Here is a 26,767-nt window from a genome sequence, read left to right on the forward strand (position 1 = left end):
GCGAGTGAGCGATAACGGAGAAGCGGTCATTGAGGGGATAAATGTGGCCAATGTGGCCAGGGCCGTTGAAGGTCGGCGGCGCAGCGCGTAGCCGTGCCGCCGGGGTCCCGGCCTCGAAGTGAGTTTCGACAGAACCGCCCGCTAGGCGCAGCGGTAATCACTCGGGCAATGGCCGGTCCAACGGCGGAACGCATGCCGGAAGCCTGCCGTTTCGCTATAGCCGAGCCGCTCGGCGATATCCGACATCGACAGCCGCGTACGCACCAGGTAGTCGAGCGCGAGATCGTGGCGCACGCGGTCGAGCAGCGCCTGGAACGCCGAGCCGCTGCCCGCCAGACGCCGCCTGAGGGTGCGTTCCGACACGCACAGCGCATCGGCGAGCGCGCGCAGCGAACCGTAGCGGCAGGGGTCGGAATACAGCAGGCGCAGGCTGCGCGCGGTGACGTCATTGCCCGCCGCGGTGGCCCATTCGCGCTCGAGTTGCGCGCATTGCTGGCGCGACATCAGATAGCTCACCGGCTCGGCCAGCGGCAACGGTTCGTCGAGCCAGCTGGCCGGAAAAATCAGGGCGTTTTCGGCGGCGTCGAAAGTGGCGTGACGGCCGATGCGCTCTTCATAGGCATCCGCATGAGCCGGTGCGCCGAACGTCACTTCCAGTGCGGCAGGCGCGCGCCGCGCCGACAGCACGTCACAGACGATCGCCCACATCGACGCGAGACACATGTCGGTATTGATCACACCGAGGTCCGGCCGGTAGTGATAATCGGCCGCGACGATCGCCGCGTCCTGCGCGTTGCGCCGCAGCGAAACCTTGAAGTAGCTCCCGAGCAGTACGGGAAAGTCCTGGGCGCATTGCAGTGCGTCGCCCAGCGTCGGACTTACCAGCATGGCGTAACCGAGGATGCCGTAGCTCGAAATATGCATGGCGCGGCCAATGTCGAGACCAATGCGCGTATCGCCGCAGGCGCGCAGCGCGTTGGCGAACACGATCAGCTCCTGAGCATGTGTGACAAGCCCGGACGGCTGCCGCAGATCGCCCGCGCCCACGCCGCTTCCCGCCAGCAGCACGTCGGCGTCGATCCCCTGCCGTTCCAGCAAGGAGACGGCAGCGGCAATCGTATGCAGGGTCGCGACGCATTGGGCCGGCGACGGGCGTTGCGAACACGGTGCATCGGTCATGGGCGGCTCTCAGGTTGCCTCGATGAACCGATGATATTTGATCAAATTTCCCAAAAGAAAAAATCCGTGTCATGATTTGATCAAATCTCATGATGCAAAACGTCCAGCTTTCCCGAACGGGCAGCGCGTCGCGCACGGTTTGCCGCCACGCTTCGCGCCGTCTTCATCAACCGACTGGAGTCAACCTTGCAAAGCGACCTACGCGACGATCTACGTGAATTCCTGGAACATCACCACATCCACGAGGTGGAATGCGTGATACCGGATATGACGGGCGTTGCGCGCGGCAAGATCGTGCCGAAGAACCTGTTTCTCGCGGAAGGCAAGATGCACATGTCGAACGCGCTCCTGATGATCACGGTCAACGGCGAGTTCGCGGATTTCGAGCGCTTTGTCGGGCCGAGCGACCCGGACATGGTCTGCATTCCCGATCCCAACACGGTGCGGCTCGTGCCGTGGGCCATCGAGCAGGTCGCGGTGGTGATCCACGATTGCGTCGGACTGGACGGCGCGCCGATCGGCATTTCGCCACGCGCGGTGTTGCGCCGGGTGCTGAAGCTCTATGAGGAAAAAGGCTGGCGTCCGGTGGTCGCGCCCGAGATGGAGTTCTACCTGATCGCGCAGAACAAGAATCCGCATGAACCGCTGCGCCCGCCGCTTGGCCGCGCGGGGCGTCACGAAGCCGGGCGCCAGTCGTTTTCGATCGACGCCGTCAACGAATTCGATCCGTTCTTCCAGGACCTCTCGCGCTTTTGCGAGACCACGCGTCTCGGTGTCGAAACGCTTGTGCACGAAGTCGGCGCGGGGCAAATGGAGATCAACTTTTCTCACGGCGACGCGCTCGATCTCGCCGACCGCGTGTTCCTGTTCAAGCGCGCGGTGCGGGAAACCGCCTTCCGCCACGGCATTTTCGCGACTTTCATGGCCAAGCCCATGGAGCACGAGCCGGGTAGCGCGATGCACATTCATCAGAGCATCGTCGATCGCGAAACGGGCGCGAACATCTTTTCGCTGCCCGATGGCACGGCCAGCCCGCTGTTTTTCAACTATATCGGCGGCCTGCAGAAATACATGCCGCAAGCCATGCCGATGTTCGCGCCCTACGTGAACTCCTACCGGCGCCTGTCGCGTTTTACGGCGGCGCCGATCAACGTGCGCTGGGGTTACGACAACCGCACCTGCGGCATCCGCGTGCCGAATTCCGGCCCGGACGGCCGGCGGCTCGAAAATCGCGTGCCGGGCGTCGACGTCAATCCGTATCTGGCAATGGCGGCTACCCTCGCCTGCGGCTATCTCGGCATGGTCGAAAAGCAGGAAGCGTCGGCGCCGATGGTCGAAAGCGCCTACGACCTCGAATATGAATTGCCGCGCGGTCTCGAAGATGCCCTCAAGGCGCTCCTGAAGTGCACCGAACTCGCGGATGTGCTCGGCGAGAACTTCGTACACGCCTATTGCTCGGTGAAGGAAAAGGAGTTCGAGACCTTCTCGCAAGGCATTACCGCGTGGGAGCGCGAACATCTGCAACTGCTCGTCTGAGCGCGGGCGGCCGATAGGAACACGATGGCAACGTCACTGGAGAAGCAGGATTTGAATACCCGCCATGGCATCAACTGGGAGCGCGCGCAAGCGCTCGTCGAACGGGAACGCCGCGCATTCGCGCAGGCCATGCCGACTTCGCGCGTGTTATCCGAACGCGCCGCGCGCCACCTGTTGTTCGGCGTGCCGCTGCACTGGATGAACGACTGGTCGACGCCCTTCTCGCTTTACGTCGATCAGGCGCGCGGCGCCTCGTTTACCGACGTGGACGGCCATTGCTATGCCGACTTCTGCCTTGGCGACACAGGTGCGATGTTCGGCCATTCGCCGGCTCCCTTGGCGCGCGCACTGGCCGCCCAGGCCGAGCGCGGCTTGACGACCATGCTCCCGGGCGAGGACGCGGCGTGGGTCGGCGAAGAACTCGCCCGCCGTTTCGGGCTGCCCTACTGGCAGTTCGCGATGACGGCGAGCGACGCCAACCGCTTCGCGCTGCGCTGGGCACGCGCGGCGACCGGGCGCCGTCAGATCGTGATTTTCAACGGCTGCTATCACGGCACCGTGGACGACGTGTTCGTCGATCTCGTCGACGGCAAGCCGCAGCAACGCGACAGCCTGATCGGCCAGGTGCACGACCTGCTTGAAGGCACCCGCGTGATCGAATTCAACGATCTCGCCGCGCTGGAGAACGTGCTGAAAGACGGTGACGTGGCCTGCGTGCTGGCCGAACCCGCAATGACCAACATCGGCATGGTGCTGCCCGAAGCGCACTACTGGCGCGAGGCGCACGCGCTCATGCGCCGCTACGGCACGCTGCTCGCGATCGACGAAACCCACACCATCAGCTGCGGACCGGGCGGTTACTCGAAGGCCCACGGCCTCGAACCCGACCTGTTCATCCTCGGCAAACCGGTGGGCGGCGGCTTTCCGTGCGCGGTGTACGGTTTCAGCGCCGAGCTGGCGGCCCGCGCGCAGCACGCCAAGCGCAGCGCACCGCCGGGCCACTCCGGCATCGGCACCACGCTGACCGCCAATATGCTGGCCATGAGCGCGATCCGCGCAACGCTCGCCGAGGTGATGACCGACGCCGCCTACGATCACATGTTCGCGCTCGCGGAGCAGATCGAAGCCGGCCTGAAAAGCGCGATCGCGCGGCATGGTCTCGCGTGGTGCGTGACACGCGTCGGCGCCCGCACCGAATTCCAGTTCTCGCCGACTCCGCCGCGCAATGGCACCGAGGCCGGCCGCCAGCTCGATCCGGAACTGGAACATGTCGTGCATCTGTATCTGCTTAATCGCGGCGTACTGATCACGCCGTTTCACAACATGATCCTGGTATGCCCCGACACGTCGGCGGCCGACGTCGACAAACTGGTTTCCACCTTCGACGCGTGCCTCGCCGAACTGACCTGAGCCTGACCGGATCGAACCCGATCGAGCACGGCCGACGCTAAACTGTCGGCCTTGCTGCTGCCTGTATGTTGCCTTTGCGTTGTATATTTCCGGCCCCTGCTTCGAGCTTTATGAAAACTTCGCGCCATCACACGCTGCAGGACCAGACCTACGAAACGCTGCGCCAATGGCTGACGATCGGGCGCTTCGTGCCGGGCGAACGTATCAAGATCCGTCACGTGGCCGCCGAGCTCGGCGTGGGCGAGATGCCGGTGCGCTCCGCGTTGCAGCGCCTTGCGGCCGAATCGGCGCTGGTCAACGTGCCCAATTGCGGCGTGACGGTGCCCCGTCTGTCGAAAGAACAATTCGACGATGTGCTGCGCGTGCGCCTGATTCTCGAAGGCCAGGCCGCCGAACTGGGCACGCCGCATCTCGGCGCGCACGATCTGGAAACCCTGGAACAACTGAACGACAGGATGGAACACGCCCTGCGCGCAGCCGACGCCAAGGCTTATCTCGACGCCAACGAAGCGTTCCATCTGATTCTGTATCGCGCGGCCGGTTCGCCGCTTCTGCTGGAGTTGATCGAGACCGTGTGGTTGCAGGTCGGGCCGATTTCGAATCTGCTGTTCGGCGATGCGCAGTTTGCCGGCACCTTGAACGATGCGCACGACGAATTGCTGAGCGCTGTCAAGGCGCGCGACGCGGCCGGCGTGCGGCGCGCGATCGAGCACGATCTGAGTCATGCGGCGGGCTGTTTGCGGGCCCAGTGTTTGTAGAGCCCGGGCTTGAATCAGGCCTTCAACGTTGCCTGTTCGAGAATCATGTCGTACAACGCCTGTGCTGCCGGCGATAAATGGGCCGTCTTGCGCGCCACGAGCACCAGCGTGCGTGAGACCACCGGATTCGTGAGTTCGACGGTGCGCACCGTCGGATACGCGCCCTTCTGGATGGCGAGCGCCGGCACCACGGCTGCGCCCACCCCCTGGGCGACCAGGCCGACCGCGGTCGAACTGCGCTGCACCTCATAAAAAGAGCGCAGCGACAGTTCGCTCTTCTCCAGCGCGACATCGAGCAAGGCGCGGTTGCCGCTGACCTCGCCGGCAAAAATCAACGGATACGGTTGCAGTTGCGGCCAGGCGATCCGCCGCCGTTTTGCCAGCGGATGATCCTCATGGCAGATCAGCACGTAGCGGTCTTCCGTCAACGGCACGCTGGCGAGATCCGGATGATGCTCGCCGGCGATATTGATGCCGAATTCCACTTCCCGGCGCAGTACGGCCGCCTCCACCGCGGACGACGCGTGATCGAGAATCTTGATGCGATTATGCGGATGACGCGCCGCATACGCCTGCAGAATGCGCGGCAGATACTGCACGCCGACGGTCGGCACACAGGCGATCGAGACGTCGCCGCGACGGGCCACGCCCGTCTCGCGAATCTCCACCAGCGCATCGGCAAGCTCGCCTAACAAACGGCGCGCTTGCGGCAGAAAACTGCGCCCTATTTCCGTCAGCGCCATGGAACGGGTGGTCCGCTCGATCAGCGTGACGCCGAGAAACGCTTCGAGCTTACGCAGACGTTGCGTAATGGCCGTTTGCGTGACGTGCAGCGAATCGGCGGCGCCCTGGAAGCTGCCGCGATCCGCAATCGCGACGAACGCCTGGACGCCCAGCGTGTCGATTTTCATTAGAAAAATGAAGGAATAGGAATGATAAATTCATTTTACTCCGCCTTCGTCACCGCACAGAATGAGCGGATTGGATCGGGTCGGCATCGCAGGCGGCGAGTGGATGCCGGCGAATATGGCTTGGTGGCCAGAATGGCGGGATAAAGGAGCGAGAAATGACTTCATCGACGGATTGGGCGGCAAAACAGTACGTGTTGTTCGAAAACGAGCGCACGCGCCCGGTCAGGGATCTGCTGGCGGCGGTCCCGTCAACGGACGTGCGGGTTGCCGTGGACATCGGTTGCGGCCCCGGCAACTCGACCGAGGCGTTGGCGGCCCGCCTGCCCGGCGCGGCGGTCAGCGGGCTGGACAGTTCCGCCGACATGATCGAGGCGGCCCGCAAACGCCTGCCGCAATTCCAGTTCGACGTGAGCGACATTACGACGTGGGATGCACCGGGCCCTTACGATCTGATTCTCGCCAATGCCGTGCTGCAGTGGGTGCCGGATCATGAGCCGCTGTTTGCCTCGCTGGTGAAGAAACTGGCGCCGGGCGGCAGCCTCGCCGTGCAGATGCCGGACAACCTCGACGAACCCGCGCACCGCCTGTTGCGCGAAATCGCGGCGGACGGCCCCTGGGCCCACAAGCTCAAGGGTGTGGAGCGCACCATGCGCTACGACGCCAACTGGTATTACGGGCTGCTCAAGCCGTTGTGCGCGCGGGTCGACGTGTGGCGCACCGTCTACCATCACCCGCTCGCGGGCGGCGCGGACGCAGTGGTCGAATGGTTCAAGGGCAGCGCGCTGCGGCCGTTTCTGGCCGAGCTCGACGAGCGCGAGAAAAGCGCTTTCCTGGCGCGCTACCGGGATGCAATCGCGCAGGCGTATCCGACGCTCGCTGACGGCACGGTGCTGTTGCCGTTTCCGCGGTTGTTCATCGTCGCGACGCGCTAGCGGAGCCGGGCCGGCCGCCGGTTGCCGGCCGCTGCCGCGCGCTGCTGCTGGTGCCGGCGTTGCCAGGGTCAGTCAGGCATTGCCGCTCCTGAATTCTGCGTGATATTGTGTAACGGAAAGCGGGGGACGGCCAGCCGTCCTCACCGGAACGCAATTTACAGCAGCGAGCGTCGCCATGAGTGATGTACGCCATCATCTGAGTCCACGGGACCGTTTGGAGCTGTTGTGCTGGCTCACCTGCGGCTGCCTTGGCGCTTACTACCTGAATGAGGACTGGCCCGACGCGGCCTTTCACGTGCAGGCCGCCCATAAGTGGCTCGACCATCGGTCCCGGGAAGCGGACTGGCTGAGCATCGCCAGATTGTCGGCTACCGCGCTGGAGATTGCGCGGCGGCACGCGAAATTTGTCGAGACCGACTGGGCACGGGACGCCGTCGAGGAAATTCTCGATACGGACGAACTCGACCCTCAGGCACGGCTCGTCAAACAGGTGCTGGCGGATTGCCAGAGCGCGCTTGCGGACAAGCGCCTCGCGGATTGAAGGCAGCGGTTGAAAGAGACCCAGCGCAGATTAAAAATTGTGCCGTATGCCGACGATCACGGAGAGCTGTTTGTCCGTATCCGAGTTGACGATATTCGGAATCTGCGCGAGGTTCTCAGTCTGCCCGGTCGACGGATTAATCCCCAGTCCGGCGCCTGACGATTTCTGCCCGATCGCCACGGCATAGACCGCCGTCCGCTTCGACAAGCTGTACACCGCCCCCAGATTGATCTGATGCACGCGCGTCGAAGCCGCGCTGCTCGGTTTCGCATCGTTGAAGATATACGCGAGACCCAGCTGCAAATCCGGTGCGAGCATGTAAGTCGTATTCAACTCGGCTATGTCGAACGAAATATCCGCGCCGGCAGGTGTCGCCGCGCTCGCGAAATACTGGCTCTGCGACAAACGCGTATGGGTATAACTGAGCGCCACGTTTGCCTTGCCGAATGAGTACGAGCCCCCTGCTCCGAAAATCCGCACCTTGCTCGCCTGCTGCAGCAGACAATACGACGCATCGGCATTCGAGCAACTGAAGTCGCCGATATACCCGGCCGTCCCGCCTAAAGCCGCCTGCAACGGCTGATTCAACTCGAGATACCCCGCGCTCAGCGACAAGGGCCCCTGTGCGTAATTCGCCGCCAGCGCCCAGCCCTTGTTCTGCGAAAAATTCCCTGCCACACCGCCCAGACTGAACAGCCCGCCAACCGTCAAGCCACCGAAGCTCGGGCTGATGTACTTGATCGAGTTGTTGAAGTTGAACGCCTCGTTGAGATTGTCGACGTCGCCGAAATGCGAACCGTACAGCGTCGCCCAGTTATTGCTCGATGCGTACGCACCCATGTAGTCGGAGAACGGGTCGTATTGACGGCCGAATGTCAGCGCGCCGTACGTTGCGTTGTTCAAACCGACCCACGCGTTGCGGTTGAACAGCGTGTTCGATTGCAGCATCGTGCCGCTGCCGATCAGGAAGCTGTTCTCCAACGTGAAGTTCACCGTAGTGCCGCCGCCGATATCCTCAGCACCCGTCAGGCCCCAGCGCGACGGCACAAGGTTGCCCCCGGCCAGTTGGTAATTCGCGTGGCCGTTGGTGCTGCCGTTAGCGAGCGTCGTCTGCTGATTGGTCGTGTAGACGAGGCCGGCGTCGACCGTGCCATAGAGCGTCACCGAGGATTGCGCATGTGCGCCCATCGCGAGGCCGCACGTGGCCAGCGCAAGCGCCGAGCGCTTGACGAATCTGTCTGCCATATTGTTTTGTCGAAAGTTAGGTGGTGAAATCAGCGCGAACAGCGTGAACAAACGGGACGAACCAAACACACGGGACGAACGGCGCCGCTCCCTCGGCCACAGCCCGGGAATGAACGGCAACAGTCGATCGTTGGAACGTCACCAGGTGGGGCGCGCTGAGTGCCTTGCGCGCCGTTCGATTACTGCCCGAAGCGTGCGTAGATATCCGGGCGCTTCTGGCGCAAGATAAGACCGATCGCGACGCCGATGAGCGCCACCGCGAATACGATCCAGGGGAAAGACTTGACGATCGGGCTATCGGAGCCGCTGAGCGCATCGAGATTGCGCACCAGAATGACGCCGATATACAGCAGGCCAATGCCGCCCAGCAAAGGCGCGGCAAACGAGTGCCACACGCGCGTGTCCTTACGCGTCTTGCGGAAGAATGCGATAACGGAAAAACTCGTCACCGCTTGCAGCATCACGATACCGATCGTGCCGAGCGCCGAACTCCAGCTGAATACGATGTTGAAAGCGTCGCTGCCCGCCGCGATGAAAAGCCCGAGCAGCACGCACACGGAGAGCGTTTGCAGATAGCTCGCCACATACGGTGAACGGTATTTTTCGTGCACCCGATTGAGCACCCGCGGCAGGATGCCCTCAAGGCTCAGCGCATGGATATAGCGCACCAGCGTGTTATGGAACGACAGCAGACTCGCGAAGATACTGCTGAGCAGCAGGAAACTCATCACGGTCGTTACCGTACTGCCCAGATACTTGCCGGATTGAATGAACCAGAAGTCGCCCGGCTGTTTCGTTGCGACGTCGACCACATCCTTCAGTCCGTACGCACAGACAATCGTCCACGTGACGAAAGCAAAGAACACGAGAATCAGCACCACCGATACATACGTCGCGCGCGGTACCGTCACCTTCGGATCGCGGCACTCCTTGCCGTAGATCGCCGTCGCTTCAAAGCCGATAAACGACGCGAAGGCGAACATCACCGCGATGCCGAGGTGGCCGCTGAACACATGTTCCGGCGTGAGCGGCGCAAGCGTGAGGCCATTCGGGCCACCGCCATGGATGACGATCGCAATCGCGAGCAACAGCAGGATGCCAAGTTCGAGACACATCAACACGCCGAGCAGCCGGCTATTCAGATCAATACCGCGGATACCGGTGAATTGCACGACTGCCACGCAGATCAACGAGTAACCATACCAGGGCATCGCGGTGTGCAGCAGCGGCGAAAGAATCACCGTGCAGAAGAATCCAAACAGACCGTATAGCGCGATCTGGATGAAGGTGTACGACATCAAGGCAACCAGTGCGCCGGCCATGCCCAACGGCCGTCCGAGTCCGGCGGCGATATACGCGTAAAACGCGCCGGCGCGCACGACGTGCCGGCTCATCGACGCAAAGCCCACGCTGAAAATCAGCAGCACGACGCCGGCAATCACGAACGCGCCCGGAATGCCCGCGCCATTGCCGAGGCTAATCGCGGGCGGCACCGCACCGAGCATGCCGGTAAGCGGCGCAGCGGCGGAAATGACGAGGAACACGATCTGCCACAGGCCCAGCGTATTGCCCTTCAATTCCACGGGATTCTCCGCGTCGATCAGACGGGTCGGAGAGTAGGGTTCATTCATCGCTGCCTCTACTTGTGTTGGCTAGTCTGGAACTCGCCTAAACCCGGGGAATACTGGTCCAGACGCTCGGTTGACCGACGTTCGATGATTCGGTGTGAGCGCATGGTAGGTAGCTAAAAAATAAAGCGTCTTCGCGAACCGCGCCAATTTTTCGATAATTTGCGCCAATACCGCTCGACTCTGTGAGGCTCTGCGATTCGCGGTAAATACTTAGGATGCTGAAGTTTTTTGTGTGACGATTGCGCCTCTCGGGTTCTTTCAAAACGAAAGAAATTGCCGCCCTGCCACCGCTTACTGTTTTTTCCAGTTGCGCGTGGCACGCCACAAAACGGTGGCATCGGCATAACCCACGGCACGCGCGATCGCCGCATTGGTGAGCCCGTCGCGTTCAAGCAGTCCTTCCACGCTACGCTGCCGCTCTTCGCGCACGATCTGCCGCACGGAGGTCCCCGCCTCGGTCAGATGCCGCTGCAACGAGCGATGCGAGAGTCCGAGATCTTTCGCGATGTCCGCGACAATCAGCTTTTCGTGCGCAAGCCGTCGCGTCACCAGATCGCGCACCTGTTCGACGATGCTGTGAGGCATCGCATCGCGCGCGATCAGGTCGGTGGCATGGCGCTCCATCATGCGCGCCATTTGCGTGTCGGCGCTCTTGAGCGGTGCATCGAGATCCTGCGGGCGCAGGATTACACCATTGAAAGGCTGCTGAAAGCGCACGGGTACACGAAAAATGCGGGCATACGGTTTGAGGTCGGCGGGCGCCGTATGTTCGAAATGCACTTCAACCGGATTCCATGCCGCGCCGCGTATGGCCCGGATCATATGGCACATCGTCGACAGGCTGTACTCCGCATCCTGCCGGCGCGGCCAGATCTGCGGATTGGCAATCTGATAGTTCCATACCGGCCATTCGCCATCGCGCAGCAACTCGCAGGTCGTGGTGTTCTGCCACGACGCGAGCGCGAGCGAGAACTTGCGCACCGCCGCATTCAAGGTGGGCGACGATAGAAACACGAGACCGGCCGGCCCGAGTTCCGTGACTTGCAATTCGCTGCCGAGACGCAAGCCGAGCAAGGGTTCATCGAGAACTTCCGCCGCGCGCTCGAATGCCGCCACATAACGTGTGAGCGGCAGGATTTCATAGGGATTCGACAGGAGCTTGCGGCTCATGCCGAACGCTTCGAGCAGGGCGTCGCAATTGGCGCCTGATGCATCGAGCGCGCGCACAACCGGCCCCATCACCGCCGCGCGGATCATCGGAAAACTGCCGTTGAGCGTGACTTTTTTCATGCTGAGCGTCTCCTCTCAAGTCTTCGCTGGTGTGCTGCCGTGTCATTGCACCTGGCGCACTTTATCGTTCATTTGGCGCGATAAGCAAGCGCGAAAATAATATTGGGTTCCTACGATTTGCCATCGACTCAGCGTTTGCCGCGCTCGGCTCTTCTGCGCGGGACCGCGGTCCGGTTCAGCACACTCCTTACGGGAACCTTATGAACACGAATGCCACGAAAGCCGCTCATGCACCCGTTCATCCACTCGATCCGCTGAGTCCGGACGAGATGCAGCTTGCCTGCGATCTCGTGAAGGCCGCCGAAAAACTCGACGCGCAGGTGCGCTTTCCGATGGTCGAATTGCGCGAGCCGCCCAAGGCCGAAGTGATTGCATTCAAGACCGGCGAGTACTTTTCGCGCACGGCTTTCGTGCTGGCAATCGACCGCACGAACGGCACGACGATCGAATACAACGTGGACCTGAGAGAAAAGAGAATCGCCTCGCGCAACGCGCTGCCGTGTGACCGGGCGCCTTACGGCCAGCCGCCGATCATGATCGAAGACTTCATGAACGCCGAGCAGATCGTCAAGAACGACGCCGCCTGGCGCGCGGCGGTATTGAAGCGCGGCCTGACCGAGCAGGATCTGGAGCGCGTCCAGGTCGATCCGTTTTCCGCCGGCTGCTTCGACCGCGAGAACGAGAACGGCCGGCGCCTCGTGCGCTGCGTGAGTTACTACCGCGAGAGCGTGACCGATAACGGTTACGCGCACCCGATCGAAGGCGTGGTGGCGGTGGTCGATCTGCTCGAGAAGCGAGTGATCGAACTGGTGGACGACGGCCGCATCATTCCGATCCCGCGCGCGAAACACAACTACGACACACCGAGCCTCGGCGAGGCGCGCAGCACGCTCAAGCCGTTGTCGATCAGCCAACCCGAGGGCCCGAGCTTTACGATCGACGGCTGGCATGTGAGCTGGCAGAACTGGAACTTCCGGGTCGGGTTCACGCCGCGCGAGGGGCTGGTGCTGCATCAGCTGTCATGGGACGACGGCAAGAGCGCGCGGCCGATCATCTACCGTGCGAGCGTGACGGAAATGTGCGTGCCCTACTCCGATCCGAGCACGAACCACTACTGGAAAAGCGCCTTCGATGCCGGCGAATACGGCCTCGGGAAACTTGCGAACCAGCTTGAACTCGGTTGCGATTGCCTCGGCACGATCCGCTATTTCGACATCCCGTCTGCTGACGATTTCGGCAATGCGTTCCTGATGAAGAACGCCGTGTGCATGCACGAAGAAGATTACGGCACCTTGTGGAAACACTATGAGTTTCGTACCGGCGTCTTCGAAATGCGCCGTTCGCGTCGCCTCGTGATCTCCTTCTTCGCGACGGTTGGCAACTATGACTACGGTTTCTACTGGTACCTGTATCAGGACGGCACGATCCAGCTCGAATGCAAGCTGACCGGTATCGTGCAAACCTCCGCGGTGGCCGACGGCGATACGTATCCATGGGGAGGCATGATTACCGAAAACCTTGGTGGCCCGACCCATCAGCACTTTTTCAACGCGCGGATGCACATGATGGTGGACGGCGAGCGCAACACCGTAACCGAACACGAATTCGTGCCGCGCCCGATGGGTGAAACGAATCCGTACGGCAATGTTTTCGACACCACGAAGCGCGTGTTCAGAACCGAGAGCGAAGCCGCGCGCGTCGCGAACGGCAGCACCGGACGTTACTGGAAGGTGACCAACCCGAACGTGAAGAACGCGGTCGGTGCGAATCCCGGCTACAAGCTGATCGTGAACGATTCCCCGCTGATGCTGGCCGACGCGCGCTCCAAGGTCCGTCAACGCGGCGGTTTTGCGACCCGTCACGTGTGGGTGACACCGTTCGATCCGGCCGAGCGCTACGCGAGCGGCGACTATCCGAACCAACACGCGGGCGGTGACGGTTTGCCCCGCTACATCGAGGCGAACCGCAGCATCGAGAATGAGGACATTGTCTTGTGGCACAGCTTCGGTCACACGCATGTCTGCAAACCCGAGGACTTCCCGGTGATGCCGGTGGAATACGCCGGGTTCATGCTGAAGCCGAACAACTTCTTCTCTGCCAACCCGACGATGGATTTACCGTCCGAGCGTGATCAGAACAGCGTTGAAGACGGCAAGTCCCCGGATCATGGCTGCTGCAAGCGCTGACCCGACACCGCGCGGCGCAACGCCTGCTGCCGCGCGCGCGGGCGGCGCGATACACGCGCGCCCCGCGATCGCGCGCAGCGTGTCACGGCAACCGGTCACAAACGAGGGCGGCGCAACACGCTGGCTGATAACTGGCGTGCGTAGCGTTGCCTGTGTGCTGCTTGTGAGCGGAGCTTCGACGCTGATTGCGCGAACCGGTCTCAGCACACGAGCCGACGCGCTATGGATGAGCGCGCTGGCGTTAGCAACGATGACAATTGTGCCGCTGCTGATATCACGTGTGGCCCGATCGCGCAGCACGCTTGCGACGACGGCGACACTGATGACCGCGATGACGGCAATGAGCTCGGCGCCAGCATATGTGGGTGGTTTAGAGCATGACATCGCAATAGCAGGGTTGTTGTTGGTGGTGGGTGGCGCATTGCTGTTTTACCGATGGCATCTTGTCAGCGCACCGGACTCGCCACCTGAGGATTTCGATCGAAATCGCTACACGAATCAAAGCACAGACCGGCCAAACGAAGCCCTCCATGCGACTGGGGCGATGGTGCTGCTCGCATTGTTTGCGGGCTTATCGAGCGGCCTTCTTGCACGCTTCCAGCTGTATGCGATTTGCGGCGTGGGTGGCGCACAGCCGATCTGGCAGATTGTGCTTTCGCTGGGTGCTGTTTGCGCACTGGCATTCATGGCGGACCGATCCGACAAAAACAGCCGGATGCTGGTTGTGCTTTACGTGCTACGTGCGACATCGATTGCGGGGCTTGCAGCCTCAGACAGCCCGACGGCGGCCTTGTTTGCGGCAAAGATATTTGTGATTCTCGACTGCCTGACGATCCCGGCGCTGACGAAACTGCGTGGCAAATCGCACAGCGCGATGAGTGCGAGCTGCCCTGGCGCGGCACACCACATCGGGATGGCATTGGGTGCGACGTTATCGACGACGCCCTACTTTTTCGGCGCCGGATTCACGACGTTGTATGTACTAGGCGCGATAGCAAACGTGACATGCGCCGGCACCTTAGCAGGCAAATGGTTCGCAAGAAGACAACCGCGCCATCGCACAACCGACCCCACCGCTGTGCAAACCGTTCCGACGCGCACGAGGTGCGAGTCGGGAAGTATGACTGCCTTGTCACCGGGGCGGAGTGTGCGAGAACACAGATTCCAGATGCACCACTACCGTGGCTGCGCGGGGGACCCGCTTATGAGCTGGCGGTGTGAGCCGCTTTCTTTGCTTATCTTTCTTTGCGGCGGCAAAGAAAGTAAGTGCCGCCCCGCACAGGGGCAACACTAATAGACCAATAACAATTCAAGGAAAGGCCAACCCGACAAGCAACCAGCTCCCAAAAAAAGCCAGCAAACCAAACACCACCACCATCACCGGAGACACCCCAAAAATGTCCAACAAACAAACCGCCCCCCACCTCCCCACCACTATGTTCATCAACGGCGAAAAAACTTCAGGCGCCGCAGGCAAAACCTTCCCCATCTACAACCCGGCAACCGGAGAAGAACTAACCCAACTCCCGGACGCCTCGGAAACCGACATCGACCACGCGGTCAAAACCTCAAAATCGGCATTCGAATCCGACGCCTGGCGCAGAATGCCGCCAGCCACCCGCGAGCACCTGCTACTAAAACTGGCCGACCTGGTAGAAAAGCATACGGACGAACTAGCCACGCTAGAAACCCTGAACCAGGGAAAACTCATCGCATTCTCAAAGATGCTGGAAGTCTCAGGCAGCGTGCAATGGCTGCGTTACATGGCCGGCTGGGCCACCAAAATCGAGGGCACCACTTTCGACCTCTCGATCCCCTTCCCACCCGGCACCCGTTACAACGCGTCGACCAAACGCGTCCCGGCGGGCGTAGTCGCCGCAATCGTCCCGTGGAATTTCCCGCTGCTGATGGCGGTCTGGAAAATCGCCCCGGCACTCGCATGCGGCTGCACGGTCGTGCTCAAACCCGCCGAAGAAACCCCTTTAACAGCAATCCGCCTCGCCGAACTGGCCCACGAAGCCGGCTTCCCGCCGGGCGTATTGAACGTCGTCACTGGCCGCGGTGAAACCGCCGGTGCGGCGCTGGTCAGGCATCCGTTGGTGAACAAAGTCACTTTCACCGGATCGACCGAAGTGGGCCGCATCATTGGCCGTCAGTGTGCTGAGGATCTGAAACGGGCATCGCTGGAGCTGGGCGGCAAGAGCCCCGTGATCGTGCTGGACGATTGCGACCCGAAGAAAGCAATTGAAGGCGCGGCAGGCGCGATTTTCTTCAACCACGGACAGGTTTGTACCGCCGGTTCTCGCCTGTACGTTGCACGATCGATTTACGACGAAGTCGTCCAGGGCATTGCAGCGGTGGCCGACGGTATTGCCTTGGGTTCCGGTTTCGATGCGGCAACGCAGATGGGCCCGATGGTTTCCGCGCGGCACCGCGACAAGGTCATGGGCATGATTGCGCAAGGCAAACAGGAAGGCGGCGAGATTCTGTCGCGTGATGCCGCTGTTGACGCGGATGGCTTCTTTGTCCGGCCGACGGTGATTGCCAATCGCGCGTGCAAGCCGCTTTCCGTTGTCAGGGAGGAGGTGTTCGGACCTGTGCTGGTGGCGATGCCTTATGACGATATCGATGAGGTGCTGGCGCAGGCCAACGCGTCGGAGTACGGTCTTGGTGCGAGTGTGTGGACGAATCAGCTGGACAAGGCGCTACGACTCGTCGATGGGATCGAAGCTGGGACGGTTTGGGTCAATACGCACAATATGGTTGATCCGGCGATGCCGTTTGGCGGGTTTAAGGCGTCCGGGATCGGGCGGGAACATGGGAAGGCTATTGTTGATTCTTATACTGAGAGTAAGTCGGTTTGTATTGCTTATTGATTGGGGTTTTTTGCCTGTTCGGCGGGTTGGTTGTGGTTTTATGATGTTGGACTTTTCTTGCTGTGTTAGTGGTCTGTTTTGGTTGTGGTTTTATGGTGTTGGCCTTTCCTTGATTTGCTATTGGTTTATTAGTGTTGCCCCTGTGCGGGGCGGCACTTACTTTCTTTGCCGCCGCAAAGAAAGATAAGCAAAGAAAGCGGCTTACACCGCCAGCTCATAAGCGGGGCCCCCGCACAGCCACGGTAGTGGTGCATCTGGAATCGGTGCTCCCGCACATTCAGCGCTAGTGACAAAGGCGTCATACTTCCGGCGGCGCTGCGCGCGCCGACGCGTCATTCACAAAACCATCTGCTATGTTTTCGTCCCCGCGGTTTGCTCAGTTCCCGCGCTCGTCGTTGCATCGCCGCCGCGCGCACAGTTGCGACCGTGCAGTGAATACAGCGCGCGACATTTCAAGCGTTCGCTCCCACAGTTGTTCAGTTCCTCAATTCGTCGCTGCATCGCCGCAGCGACCACAACTGCGGCCGCGCAACAAATGCAAGGCATCGACATTTCATTTGAGGTGGGGTTCGCCAATAAGAGCGAAAGCATCTCGCCGAGGCGAAGCCGATGGCTCCCGCTGCGCGAAGCGAAACCGCTGGTTTCCCTGGCAGACCCATCCTCGACGCACGCAGTGCGGAGTGGGAGCGAATGAGCGCTGTGTCGCTAACGCGGAATGTGCGAGAACACAGATTCCAGATGCACCACTACCGTGGCTGTGCGGGGGACCCGCTTAAGAGCTGGCGGTGTGAGCCGCTTTCTTTGCTTATCTTTCTTTGCGGCGGCAAAGAAAGTAAGTGCCGCCCCGCACAGGGGCAACGCTAATAAACCAATAACAAATCAAGGAAAGGCCAACGCCGCAGCCGCACAGACAGAACAGACCACAAGGAAAACAAGGAAAAGCTAAAGACGTCAGAACAAGAAAATACCAACACCATAAAACCACAACCAAAGCGCCGCGCAGGCAACCAGATGAGGAAAAGGCCAAAGAAGCCAGAACAACGAAACCCCAACACCCCGTGTGCAACACAGTAAAATACACCACCCGCGCCCCCGGGCGCACCACACCGGCCCCGATCTTGAAACGCAAAATGCCCGCGCTAAACGCGCTAAAAGCCTTCGAAGTCGCTGGCCGCACGGGCAGCTTCACCCGCGCAGCGGAACTGCTTAACGTGACTCAAAGCGCGGTCAGCCGGCAAGTCCGGCAACTCGAAGCCCAACTCGGCGAAACCCTGCTTCAGCGTCACCATCATCACCTGGAACTCTCGGCCGCCGGCCGCATCCTCCTGCAAGCGCTGCAACAATCATTCGACCGGATCGAACTCACCGTCCGCAGCCTGCAAGAGAAAACCCACCGCAACCGCCTGCGTATCAACGCGCCTCCCACCTTCACAAGCCGCTGGCTGATGCCGCGTCTCGGACGTCTGCGCGACGCGCACCCGCATCTGGAACTCAGTCTCTCAACCCGTATCGACGACAATCTCGCCGAATCGGGCGTGCTCGACTGCGCCATCCGCTTCGGCAACGGCGAGTGGGAAGGCTTCGACAACCGTCTGCTGATGAACGAACGGCATATCGCCGTCTGCTCGCCCGCTTTGCTGGCACGGCAGGTCGGTCGCGCGGGAATCGATCTGAACCAGTTCACGCTGTTGCATGTGCTCGCAAGCGCGGATCAGCGCTATCTGACCTGGCAACACTGGTTAAAAGCCGCCGGCATCGACAACGTCGACACCCGCGGTGGCTACGAATTCGATCTGCTCGATCACGCGATCCGTGCGGCCGTCGACGGCCTCGGCGTGACGATCGCCGATCGTCATATGATCGGCCGTGAACTCGCGGAAGGCCAACTCGTGCAGGTGCTGAACGTGCACGTCGACGGGCATCAGTCGTACTGGCTCGTCACGCGCGCGGAACAGGACGAGCTGCCGCACGTCGCGCTATTCCGCGACTGGCTGCAGCAGGAGATCTGGTTGACCGAACGCGCACTCGATTCGTCGGAGTCGGCGCCGTTAGGCTGAGAATACCGATTCAGCCAGCTCCTTCGCCTCAGGTTCAAAAGCGGCTTCGACAGCCGCGTCCATGAGAATCATCTCGGCGCCCTTCTCCGCCACCATCATGACCGGTGCATTGATATTGCCCGACGTGATGTTCGGGAAGATCGAGGCATCGACCACGCGCAGGCCGGCAACGCCGTGCACCCGCAAACGTGCATCGACCACCGAGGTATGGGGATCGTCGCCCATCGCGCACGAGCCGCACAGGTGGTAGATCGAACCCGATTGCTCACGGAAATACTGCAGGAAACCCTCGCGTGTGTTCACCTGCGGGCCCGGTGAAATCTCCTCGACGGTGATCTCTTTCAATGCCGGCGATGCCATCACCTTGCGCACCAGTTCGCACCCCTGAATCGCCTCGTCGATGTCCTTCTCCGTGGTCAGCGCGTTGATGCGGATTTTCGCGGCGTCTTCCGCACGGTTCGACGCGATCTCGATCGATCCGCGGCTCGTCGGCCGGCACGGGTTGAATGCCAGCAGAAAGCCCGAATAAGGTTCGGGTTCCAGGCTCGCCTTATTGCTCTTTGGAATCCGGTACGACAGCGGATTGAAGTACAACTGCAGATTCGGCTGTGCTTCCTGATCGTTGCCCTTGAAGAACCCACCCGACTGATTCACGCTCATCGCGAGCGGTCCCTTGCGCGTCAGCAGATACTGCAGGCCGAGCTTGAGCTTGCCGAGCAAGGGCCGCAATTCGTCGTTCAGCGTCTTCACGTTCGCGCGATAGTAGAAGCTCACGCACAGATGATCCTGCAGATTCTGTCCTACAGCGGGCAGTTCCTTGACCATCGCGATGCGATGCTTTGCCAGCAATGCACTGTCGCCTACGCCCGAGAGTTGCAGCAGCTTGGGCGAATCGACCGCGCCTGCCGACAGGATCACCTCACGATTCGCCATGAATTGCCGCGTCACGCCGTTCTGCGTGACGCTCACGCCGATTGCCCGCTGCTTGCCGTCGAATAGCACGCGGTTCGCCAGAGTGTTACGTTCGATCGTCAGGTTCTTGCGCGTCAGCACGGGATGCAGATACTCGAAGCTGCTGGACGAACGCTGCCCGTTACGTGTACTCACGTCGTAGATACCCGCGCCTTCGAATCGCGCGCCGTTGAAGTCGTCGCTGCGCTTATAGCCGGCCTGGTCACAGCCTTTCAGGAACACGTGACAGATTGGATGGACCGCGTCCTTCATCGGGGAGATCCGGATCGGGCCGTCCGCGCCGTGATACTCGGTGTTGCCGAGCGGATGCGATTCGAGCTTGCGGAAATACGGCAGCACGTCGTGAAACGCCCAGCCCGGGTTGCCCGCCGCGGCCCAGTCGTCGAAGTCGTGCGGCTGGCCCCGCACATAGATCATCGCGTTGATCGAGCCGGAGCCGCCCTGCACTTTGCCGCGCGGGCAATAGATCGGCCGGTTGTCGAGCTCCTTTTCGGGCTCGCTGTAGTACATCCAGTTATAGGTTTCGTTGTAGTACGTCTTGGTGAAACCCACCGGGATCTTGAACCAGAACGAGCTATCCTTGCCGCCCGCTTCGAGCAGCAGGACTGAATGTTGGCCCGACGCCGAAAGGCGATTGGCGAGAATGCAGCCCGCCGAACCCGCGCCGACGATGATGTAATCGTAGTTCATGCTCTATGTCGCCAGACGGCGTCCAATCCATTGAATGCGTAAAACGGGTGAATCCGGGAGGTTCAGCCCTTGGCCGGCGCGAGATCTTTCACGTCGGCGGGACGAGCCGCCATTTGCAGATGCAGACGCTCGCCGGTGTACGGCGTGTGCTGCCGGACCACGTCCATGTTCAACTCCACGCCGAGTCCCGGTTCCTGCGAAGGAATGATGTAACCGTCTTCCCATTGAATCGGCTTCTTCAGCACCTCGGCATGGAAACCGTCCCACGTGCCGATGCTTTCCTGAATGAGGAAGTTCGGCGTGCAGGCGGCAAGCTGAATGCTGGCTGCGGCGCCGATCGGCCCGTTGTACAGATGCGGCGCGATCTGCGCGTAATACACCTCTGCGATCGCCGCGACTTTCTTCGCTTCGAGCAGACCGCCCACCCGCGCCACATTCAGTTGCAGGATCGACGCCGCGCCCGCTTCGAGCAGCTTGAAGAATTCATACTTGGTGGTCAGGCGCTCGCCCGCGGCAATCGGAATACTCGTGTGCTGCGCGACTTGCGCCATCGCGCCTTCCTGTCCCGGCGGCACCGGCTCTTCGAACCACAGCGGATCGTATTTCTCGAGCCGTTTGGCGAGCCGGATGGCCGATGACGGCACCATCTGCCCATGCGTGCCGAACAGCAGATCGGCCTTGCTGCCGACTGCTTCGCGCACGCGGCGGCAGAACGTTTCGCAACGGTCGAGCACTTCCATCGACAGCTGGTGGCCCGAGTAGGCCGTGTACGGCCCAGCCGGATCGAACTTCACCGCGGTAAAACCACGCTTCACGTTTTCAACGGCGCATTCGGCGGCAAGATCCGGATCGTCGTAGTCGTACTCGCCTTTGCTGTTCTTCGGATACAGGTACGTGTATGAACGCAGACGGGGGTTCACCATGCCACCCAGCAGTTCGTACACCGGCTTGTTCGCCGCCTTGCCGATGATGTCCCAGCACGCCATTTCCAAGCCGCTCACCACGCCCATCATCGTCAGATCGGGACGTTGCGTGAAACCGCTCGAATACGCTTCGCGCCAGAGCCGCTCGATATGGTGCGGATCGTGGTCGAGCAGATAGCGGCCGAAGACATCGTCGATGATGTGGGTCATCGCTTTCGGGTGGAAGGTCGCCGAATAGATTTCGCCGACGCCTTCAATGCCGCAGTCGGTCTTGAGCTTGACGAAAATCCAGTACATGCCGCCCACGTGCGGCGGCGGTACGGCGACGATATGCGTTTCGAGCGAGACGACTTTCATTTACGCAACCCCTTTCCTTTTAAGCATGTTTCTCAGCGCGAGCCCGGCAAAGCCGCCAAGCGCCGCCATCGCGGCCACGTAGCCGAAGTAAAGCTGGTAACCGAAGACACCCGGGAAGTTCTGTGTCAGATAGCCGTTGATCAACGGCAGGAACACGTCGGGCGAATAGCCGAGCACGGAGATCAGGCCGATGGCGAGGCCCATCGTTTCGAGCGGGATATTGCAGCGGTCCAGCAGCGACCAGTAAAGACCGCGAATCGCGTACGTCAGAATGCCGATGAACAGCACGAGGAACACCAGCACCACATGGCTCGAGATACGCGGCGCCGCCATCAGGCCCAGCAACGACAGCGCGGCGAGGAACAGCGCGATCACCAACACTGAGACCTTCGAGTAACGGTCGCCGAGAAACCCGCCGCCGATGCCGCCAATCGGCCGCATCCAGAGCTTGAGTGTCGTGATCGTGCCGGCCATCACCACGGTCAAACCGATCTCGCCTTCATGCAGATACGCGGAGAAGCTGTAGGTGGCCCAGAACACCTGATAGCCGCAGAACACAATGGCCGCGACCAGCCACAACTCGGGGATCGATGCGAGCGTTTTCAGATCGATCAGCACGTTGCTGCGTTTCTTCGTGGCGCGGTTGGCGGCGGCGTCCTTTGTGCCTTGCGGGTCTTTGACGAGCGCGAGCACCACACCGAGCGCGATGCACAAAAAGGCGTACATGTAGACGACCAGCCTGAAGCCCGCCGTCACCGGCTCGCCCCTGCCCTGCGTGAGCCAGGCGAACAGCGTGATCGCAATGGTCGCCAGCATGGCTTCGATCAGGCCGCGTCCGCCATCGAGCAAACCGAAAAAGCGGCCCTGCTCGTGCGAGCCGGCGATCATCGTCACACGCTTGATGACGGCGGCCCAGAAGGTCAAGCCGGTCGACAGCCCCCAGCCGCCGAAGATCAGCATCAGCACATGGAACGACGGCGCGCTCGAGTACCACAGGCCGAGCAATCCGGTTGCGATCAGCGAAAAACAGATCAGCAGGCGTGGGGCGATGCGGTCGGCGAGCCAGCCGCTCGGCAGATAGCTCAGCAGAAAGATCGTGCCGAGCGACGAATACAGATAGCCAAGCTGACTATCGGTAATGTGAAACACTTCGAGCATGGTCGGCTGATAGACCTGCCGAAGATACAGAATCGGGTAGATCGCGCCGGCGGCCACCACCAGCAACATAAGCTGGATATAGCGTTGAGCCTTATTGCTTTTCAGTGCGGCTTCTTCGCTCGATGCGAGCGAGGCAGCAGTTTGAACGGGTTGAGATGACACGTTAGCGCTCCTGAGAGACACAGCGCCGGGCCGGGTCTCCAAATATTTTTTATGGGTGCAGCGGTTCGCTGCGTTTCTGTGGGTTTCAAGGCAACGCGTGCCACCGGCTTTGAATCGCGCGGCACGCGCCGTTGTTGCGTCAATAGCTGCGTCAATACATGCTTCAGTACTTCATGACCACGAGACGGGTTTGCGTGAATTCCAGCATGCCGTGCTTGCCGTCGTCGCCGCCGAGACCCGAACGTTTCCAGCCGGCGTGGAAACCTTGATACGGATCGGCCGGTGTGCGGTTCACGTACAACTCGCCTGCCTCGATGCCGTTGGCGATCTTCATTGCACTGCGGTAGTTCTCGGTATAAAGCACCGATGACAAACCAAACTGATGGTCGTTGGCCATCTCCAGTGCTTCGTCGAGCGTGCGGTATTTGACGACCGGCATGATCGGACCGAAGGTTTCTTCCTGGATGATTTCCATGTCCTGCCGGCAGTTCGACAGCAACGTGGCCGGATAGAAGAAGCCCGTGCCTTGCGGCAGGCGGCCGCCGGTTTCCAGCGTGGCGCCTGCCGCAACCGCGCGCTCGACCATGCCGTGAATCGACTGACGCGACGCGTCGTTGACGAGCGGCCCCATCAGCGAAGCCTGTTCGCTGCGATCGCCGCATTCCACCGCACTCATGTGCTTCTTCAGCAGCGCGACGAAACGGTCATGCACGCTTTCCTGCACGTAGACGCGCTCGATCGCCGTGCAAAGCTGCCCGCAATGCGTGGTTTTGGACGCGACCAGATCGCGCGCGGCCTTCTCGAGATCGGCATCCGCCTCGATGATCGCGGGCGTCTTGCCGCCCAGTTCGAGCGACGGCTTGGCGATGTTCGCCTTGCAGTATTCAAGCACCTTGCGACCGGCGCCGACGCTGCCGGTGAGCGTGATCATGCCGACCTTGGGATGGGTGCAGAGCGCCTCGGCCGTTGCGTGATTCATTGCGAGAATGTTCACGACGCCGGCCGGCAATCCGGCCTTCTCAACTGCCTTCGCAATCTCGAAGGCGGAACTCGGCGTGTTGTTGCTCGGGCGCACCACCACGGTGTTGCCGGCGATCAGCGCGGGCGCCACCTTGCGCATGAACGTATAGACCGGGTAGTTGAACGGGATCAGGCAGGCCACCACGCCGATCGGTTCGCGATGCAGCACGAGGTTTTCGTCGGGCGTGTCGCTCGGAATCACCTCGCCTTCGATGCGGCGCGCCCACTCGGCGTGGTAGCGGGTGATCTGACCGGCGTAAATCGCCTCATTGGTGGCGTCCGCGACGCTCTTGCCCGATTCCAGCGCGAGCGCCGCGCCGATGGCCGGCGCGCATTCGGTAAGCGCGTCGGCGAGCTTGTGCAGATAGACCGCGCGCCCGGCCGAAGGCAGCTTGCGCCAGCCCTTTTGCGCGGCGGCTGCCGCGTCGACCGCGGCAATGGTCTCGGCCCGCGTGGCGCCCGTGACGTGGGCAATCACGGCGCCGGTGGCCGGGTTGGTGACGGCGATGAGCTCGTCGCTTGCCGCGTCGATAAAGCGGCCGTTAGCAAAATTCCGATCGAGTCGCATGTCGTCTCCTGAAAAAACTGGTGCGTTGCCGCATTGCCTTCGGCTATCGCCTTCATGCCAAAGGTGCATGGACGGAATTTTTGTCCGCTGTCTGACGCACCACAAGCGAATAATTTGCGGGACAAACATTCGAAAAAATCACGTTTATCCAGGGATGTGCCTCATACGCGATTCGCGTCTCGAATAGCAGAATCCGGGCTTTGCCAAAAAGCAGCGGCCTTTGAAGCCGGGCGAATCGCGGTTTGAACCGCCTTTTGAACTCCTTCGAACTCCGGTTTGAACCACCGTGGCCGCTCATTACCAACGTCTGGAGCTCACAATGAAAAAGAATGTCATCGCCACCACCGCTTTCACCGCGCTCGCCTCACTGGCGGCCCCAGCGGCCTTCGCACAGAGCAGCGTGACCCTGTACGGCGTGCTCGACGAAGGCATCGACTACACCAACAACGCCGGGCGCGGCGCGGTCTGGGAAATGGCGAGCGGCTACGCGCAGGGCAGCCGCTGGGGGCTGAAGGGTTCAGAAGATCTGGGCGGCGGCATGAAGGCGGTGTTCCAGCTGGAAAACGGCTTCGACGTGAGCTCGGGACGGCTCGGCCAGGGCGGCCGCATGTTCGGCCGCCAGGCTTATGTGGGCTTGAGCGATAACCCGTTCGGGACGGTCACGCTGGGACGCCAGTACGACTCGGTGGTTGACTACCTCGCGCAGACCACGGCCAACGGCAACTGGGCCGGCTACCTGTTTGCTCATCCGTACGACAACGACAATACGGACAACTCGTTCCGTCTCGGCAACAGCGTGAAGTACGCGAGCCCGGAGATCGGGGGTTTCCAGTTCGGCGGCGTGTACAGCTTCAGCAACGACACGAACTTCGCGAACAACCGCGCCTACAGCTTTGGCGGCCAGTATGCGAACGGCGGGCTGCTGATTGCCGCTGCGTACCTGCAGGCAAACAACCCGGGCGCGGGCTCCACCGGCGCGATCACGGCGAACGACGCGAGCTTCATCGCCGGGCGCATGCGGGTGTTCGGCGCCGGCATCAACTACACGTTCGGCGCGGCGACCGCGGGTTTTGCCTACACCAACGCAAACTACAAGGATCCGACCGGCAACGGCTATATCGGCATTCCGCTGGCGGCATCCGGCGTCCAGTTGAATACGCTGAAGTACCAGAATTTCGAAGTGAACGGCAAATACCAGTTCACGCCGGCCTTCTTTGTCGGCGCGCAATACGTGTACACGATGGAGAACTACGATGCGTCGAGCGGCAGCGTGAAGCCGAAAATTCACTCGGTTGGTTTGATGGCGGATTACAACCTGACGAAGCGCACCGACGTTTACGTGCAGGGCGAATACCAGAAGGTCGCGGGTAGCTCGACGAACTCGATTCTCGACAACGCGTTCATTCCGGGCGTGCAGGCACCCTCGTCGACGGGCAATCAGCTCGCCGTGCGGGTCGCGTTGCGCCACAAGTTCTAAGGCTCCTCCACCGCCGCCTTCAATCTCAGCAAGGCCTGATCCCACTGCTGCGAAATCGCTTCGAGTGCGCGCCGCGCTTCGTCCAGGTGTGCCGGCTCGAACGCCCATAAGCGTTCACGGCCCGCCTTGACGTCGCGCACCAGACCCGCGTTGGCCAGTACCTGCAAATGCTGCGTGACCGACTGCCGCGTCATTTCCGTTCCGGCGGTCAGCTGTGCGATCGACATCGCACTGCCCGCGCACAACACGGCAATCAGACGCAAGCGCGTTTCGTCGCCGAGCGCCGCAAAAATCTGCGCGGGGCTTCGCAGCATGGCGGTTTTCACACGAGCATGACCGGCTCCCGGTCCGGCGCTGGGCAGCTTGCTGGGAAACTTGTTGGACAACTTAGGCCTTGGCGACATACTTTTCGATGTTGACCATCTGCTCTTCCCAGCCGCCGCTATTCATACGGAACGCTTCCGCGCGGCGTGCGGCGGGAATCCGGTCAAAACCCGATTCGATCACACGCAACAACGTGCCTGAATCGAGCTCGCTCAGCTCGAATGCGACCAGCGTGGTGGGCTCCGGCGAGTAATCGACCGACGCGTCCACTGCGGCCGGATGCCAGCGAAACGACAGATGATGTTCCGGTTCGATCCGCTCCATCAACACGTCCATCACGAGATGCTCATAACCCGGATAGGTGATGTTGCCCTGAATGGACTGACCGGCCACAAAACGCTTGCCGCCGAAATCCACGCAAAACCATTTGCCGAACTCCTCGGCGTTGGACACCGCGCGCCACACGCGCGAGCGCGGCGCCTTAAGCAGAATCTGTTTTTCGATGCGATCAGTGGATACGGTTTTCGATGCGTCAGATGGAATGTTCATATGCAGCCTCCTGAC

The 26,767-nt window shown here is 61.3% G+C and carries 21 protein-coding genes; 10 read left to right on the top strand and 11 right to left on the bottom strand.

Annotation, left to right across the window (positions count from 1 at the left end; genetic code table 11):
• Window positions 1-141: 141 nt before the first annotated feature.
• Window positions 142-1,179, bottom strand: coding sequence for an AraC family transcriptional regulator (locus BCY88_RS34405; protein WP_120348554.1), 1,038 nt, complete (start codon window positions 1,177-1,179; stop codon window positions 142-144).
• Between the two features lie 186 nt (window positions 1,180-1,365).
• On the opposite strand from BCY88_RS34405, the gene BCY88_RS34410 reads away from it, so the two are divergent.
• From BCY88_RS34410 to BCY88_RS34420, 3 genes are all read left to right on the top strand, one after another.
• Complete coding sequence (locus BCY88_RS34410; RefSeq protein ID WP_120348555.1) at window positions 1,366-2,715, top strand: glutamine synthetase family protein; 1,350 nt, start codon at window positions 1,366-1,368, stop codon at window positions 2,713-2,715.
• 51 nt (window positions 2,716-2,766) lie between these two features.
• Window positions 2,767-4,125, top strand: coding sequence for an aspartate aminotransferase family protein (locus BCY88_RS34415; RefSeq protein ID WP_120348720.1), 1,359 nt, complete (start codon window positions 2,767-2,769; stop codon window positions 4,123-4,125).
• 110 nt (window positions 4,126-4,235) lie between these two features.
• Window positions 4,236-4,883: a GntR family transcriptional regulator gene (locus BCY88_RS34420; RefSeq protein ID WP_120348556.1), complete on the top strand. Its 648-nt coding sequence runs from the start codon at window positions 4,236-4,238 to the stop codon at window positions 4,881-4,883.
• A gap of 14 nt (window positions 4,884-4,897) precedes the next feature.
• On the opposite strand, the gene BCY88_RS34425 is transcribed toward BCY88_RS34420, so the two are convergent.
• Window positions 4,898-5,794, bottom strand: a complete 897-nt coding sequence (locus BCY88_RS34425; protein WP_120348557.1) for a LysR family transcriptional regulator — start codon at window positions 5,792-5,794, stop codon at window positions 4,898-4,900.
• Window positions 5,795-5,949: 155 nt separating this feature from the next.
• Here BCY88_RS34425 and tam point away from each other — a divergent pair, with 155 nt between their 5' ends.
• Both tam and BCY88_RS34435 read left to right on the top strand, forming a co-directional pair.
• A complete protein-coding gene (gene tam / locus BCY88_RS34430; RefSeq protein WP_120348558.1) occupies window positions 5,950-6,726 on the top strand; it encodes a trans-aconitate 2-methyltransferase in 777 nt (258 codons plus the stop codon).
• A 175-nt stretch (window positions 6,727-6,901) separates the two neighbouring features.
• Window positions 6,902-7,267, top strand: a complete 366-nt coding sequence (locus tag BCY88_RS34435) for a hypothetical protein (protein ID WP_120348559.1) — start codon at window positions 6,902-6,904, stop codon at window positions 7,265-7,267.
• Between the two features lie 30 nt (window positions 7,268-7,297).
• On the opposite strand, the gene BCY88_RS34440 is transcribed toward BCY88_RS34435, so the two are convergent.
• The 3 genes from BCY88_RS34440 to BCY88_RS34450 form a co-directional block, all read right to left on the bottom strand.
• A complete protein-coding gene (locus BCY88_RS34440) occupies window positions 7,298-8,512 on the bottom strand; it encodes a porin (RefSeq protein WP_120348560.1) in 1,215 nt (404 codons plus the stop codon).
• Between the two features lie 179 nt (window positions 8,513-8,691).
• Window positions 8,692-10,143 carry an APC family permease gene (locus BCY88_RS34445; protein ID WP_120348561.1) on the bottom strand — a complete coding sequence of 484 codons (1,452 nt, stop codon included), beginning with the start codon at window positions 10,141-10,143 and terminating at the stop codon, window positions 8,692-8,694.
• Window positions 10,144-10,434: 291 nt separating this feature from the next.
• Entirely contained in the window at window positions 10,435-11,433 is a 999-nt protein-coding gene (locus BCY88_RS34450) for an AraC family transcriptional regulator (protein ID WP_120348562.1), read from the bottom strand.
• A 200-nt stretch (window positions 11,434-11,633) separates the two neighbouring features.
• Here BCY88_RS34450 and BCY88_RS34455 point away from each other — a divergent pair, with 200 nt between their 5' ends.
• The 4 genes from BCY88_RS34455 (at window position 11,634) to BCY88_RS34470 (ending at window position 18,552) form a co-directional block, all read left to right on the top strand.
• The gene (locus BCY88_RS34455; RefSeq protein ID WP_120348563.1) at window positions 11,634-13,619 is read left to right on the top strand and encodes a primary-amine oxidase; all 1,986 of its coding nucleotides are present in this window, start codon (window positions 11,634-11,636) and stop codon (window positions 13,617-13,619) included.
• A 226-nt stretch (window positions 13,620-13,845) separates the two neighbouring features.
• Complete coding sequence (locus tag BCY88_RS40015) at window positions 13,846-14,913, top strand: hypothetical protein (RefSeq protein WP_183081525.1); 1,068 nt, start codon at window positions 13,846-13,848, stop codon at window positions 14,911-14,913.
• A gap of 103 nt (window positions 14,914-15,016) precedes the next feature.
• On the top strand, window positions 15,017-16,495 hold the full coding sequence (gene styD / locus BCY88_RS34465; protein WP_120348721.1) for a phenylacetaldehyde dehydrogenase StyD: 1,479 nt from the start codon (window positions 15,017-15,019) through the stop codon (window positions 16,493-16,495).
• Window positions 16,496-17,625: 1,130 nt separating this feature from the next.
• Complete coding sequence (locus tag BCY88_RS34470) at window positions 17,626-18,552, top strand: LysR substrate-binding domain-containing protein (protein WP_120348564.1); 927 nt, start codon at window positions 17,626-17,628, stop codon at window positions 18,550-18,552.
• Here BCY88_RS34470 and BCY88_RS34475 read toward each other — a convergent pair.
• From BCY88_RS34475 to aldA, 4 genes are all read right to left on the bottom strand, one after another.
• Entirely contained in the window at window positions 18,544-20,214 is a 1,671-nt protein-coding gene (locus BCY88_RS34475; RefSeq protein ID WP_120348565.1) for a GMC family oxidoreductase, read from the bottom strand. The two genes, BCY88_RS34470 and BCY88_RS34475, sit on opposite strands and share 9 nt — an antisense overlap.
• A 62-nt stretch (window positions 20,215-20,276) precedes the next feature.
• Window positions 20,277-21,494, bottom strand: a complete 1,218-nt coding sequence (locus BCY88_RS34480) for a mandelate racemase/muconate lactonizing enzyme family protein (protein WP_120348566.1) — start codon at window positions 21,492-21,494, stop codon at window positions 20,277-20,279.
• Window positions 21,495-22,814 carry an MFS transporter gene (locus tag BCY88_RS34485; RefSeq protein ID WP_120348567.1) on the bottom strand — a complete coding sequence of 440 codons (1,320 nt, stop codon included), beginning with the start codon at window positions 22,812-22,814 and terminating at the stop codon, window positions 21,495-21,497.
• Window positions 22,815-22,977: 163 nt separating this feature from the next.
• Window positions 22,978-24,402 carry an aldehyde dehydrogenase gene (gene aldA / locus BCY88_RS34490; RefSeq protein ID WP_120348568.1) on the bottom strand — a complete coding sequence of 475 codons (1,425 nt, stop codon included), beginning with the start codon at window positions 24,400-24,402 and terminating at the stop codon, window positions 22,978-22,980.
• Window positions 24,403-24,721: 319 nt separating this feature from the next.
• Between aldA and BCY88_RS34495 the strand changes: the two genes are divergently transcribed.
• Window positions 24,722-25,879, top strand: coding sequence for a porin (locus BCY88_RS34495; protein ID WP_120348569.1), 1,158 nt, complete (start codon window positions 24,722-24,724; stop codon window positions 25,877-25,879).
• Here BCY88_RS34495 and BCY88_RS34500 read toward each other — a convergent pair.
• Both BCY88_RS34500 and BCY88_RS34505 read right to left on the bottom strand, forming a co-directional pair.
• A complete protein-coding gene (locus BCY88_RS34500) occupies window positions 25,876-26,193 on the bottom strand; it encodes an ArsR/SmtB family transcription factor (protein ID WP_259461609.1) in 318 nt (105 codons plus the stop codon). The two genes, BCY88_RS34495 and BCY88_RS34500, sit on opposite strands and share 4 nt — an antisense overlap.
• 73 nt (window positions 26,194-26,266) lie before the next feature.
• Window positions 26,267-26,752, bottom strand: a complete 486-nt coding sequence (locus BCY88_RS34505) for an SRPBCC family protein (RefSeq protein ID WP_120348571.1) — start codon at window positions 26,750-26,752, stop codon at window positions 26,267-26,269.
• Between the last annotated feature and the right edge of the window lie 15 nt (window positions 26,753-26,767).

The sequence above is a fragment of the Paraburkholderia fungorum genome, from assembly GCF_003610895.1.
GTDB lineage: Bacteria > Pseudomonadota > Gammaproteobacteria > Burkholderiales > Burkholderiaceae > Paraburkholderia > Paraburkholderia fungorum_B.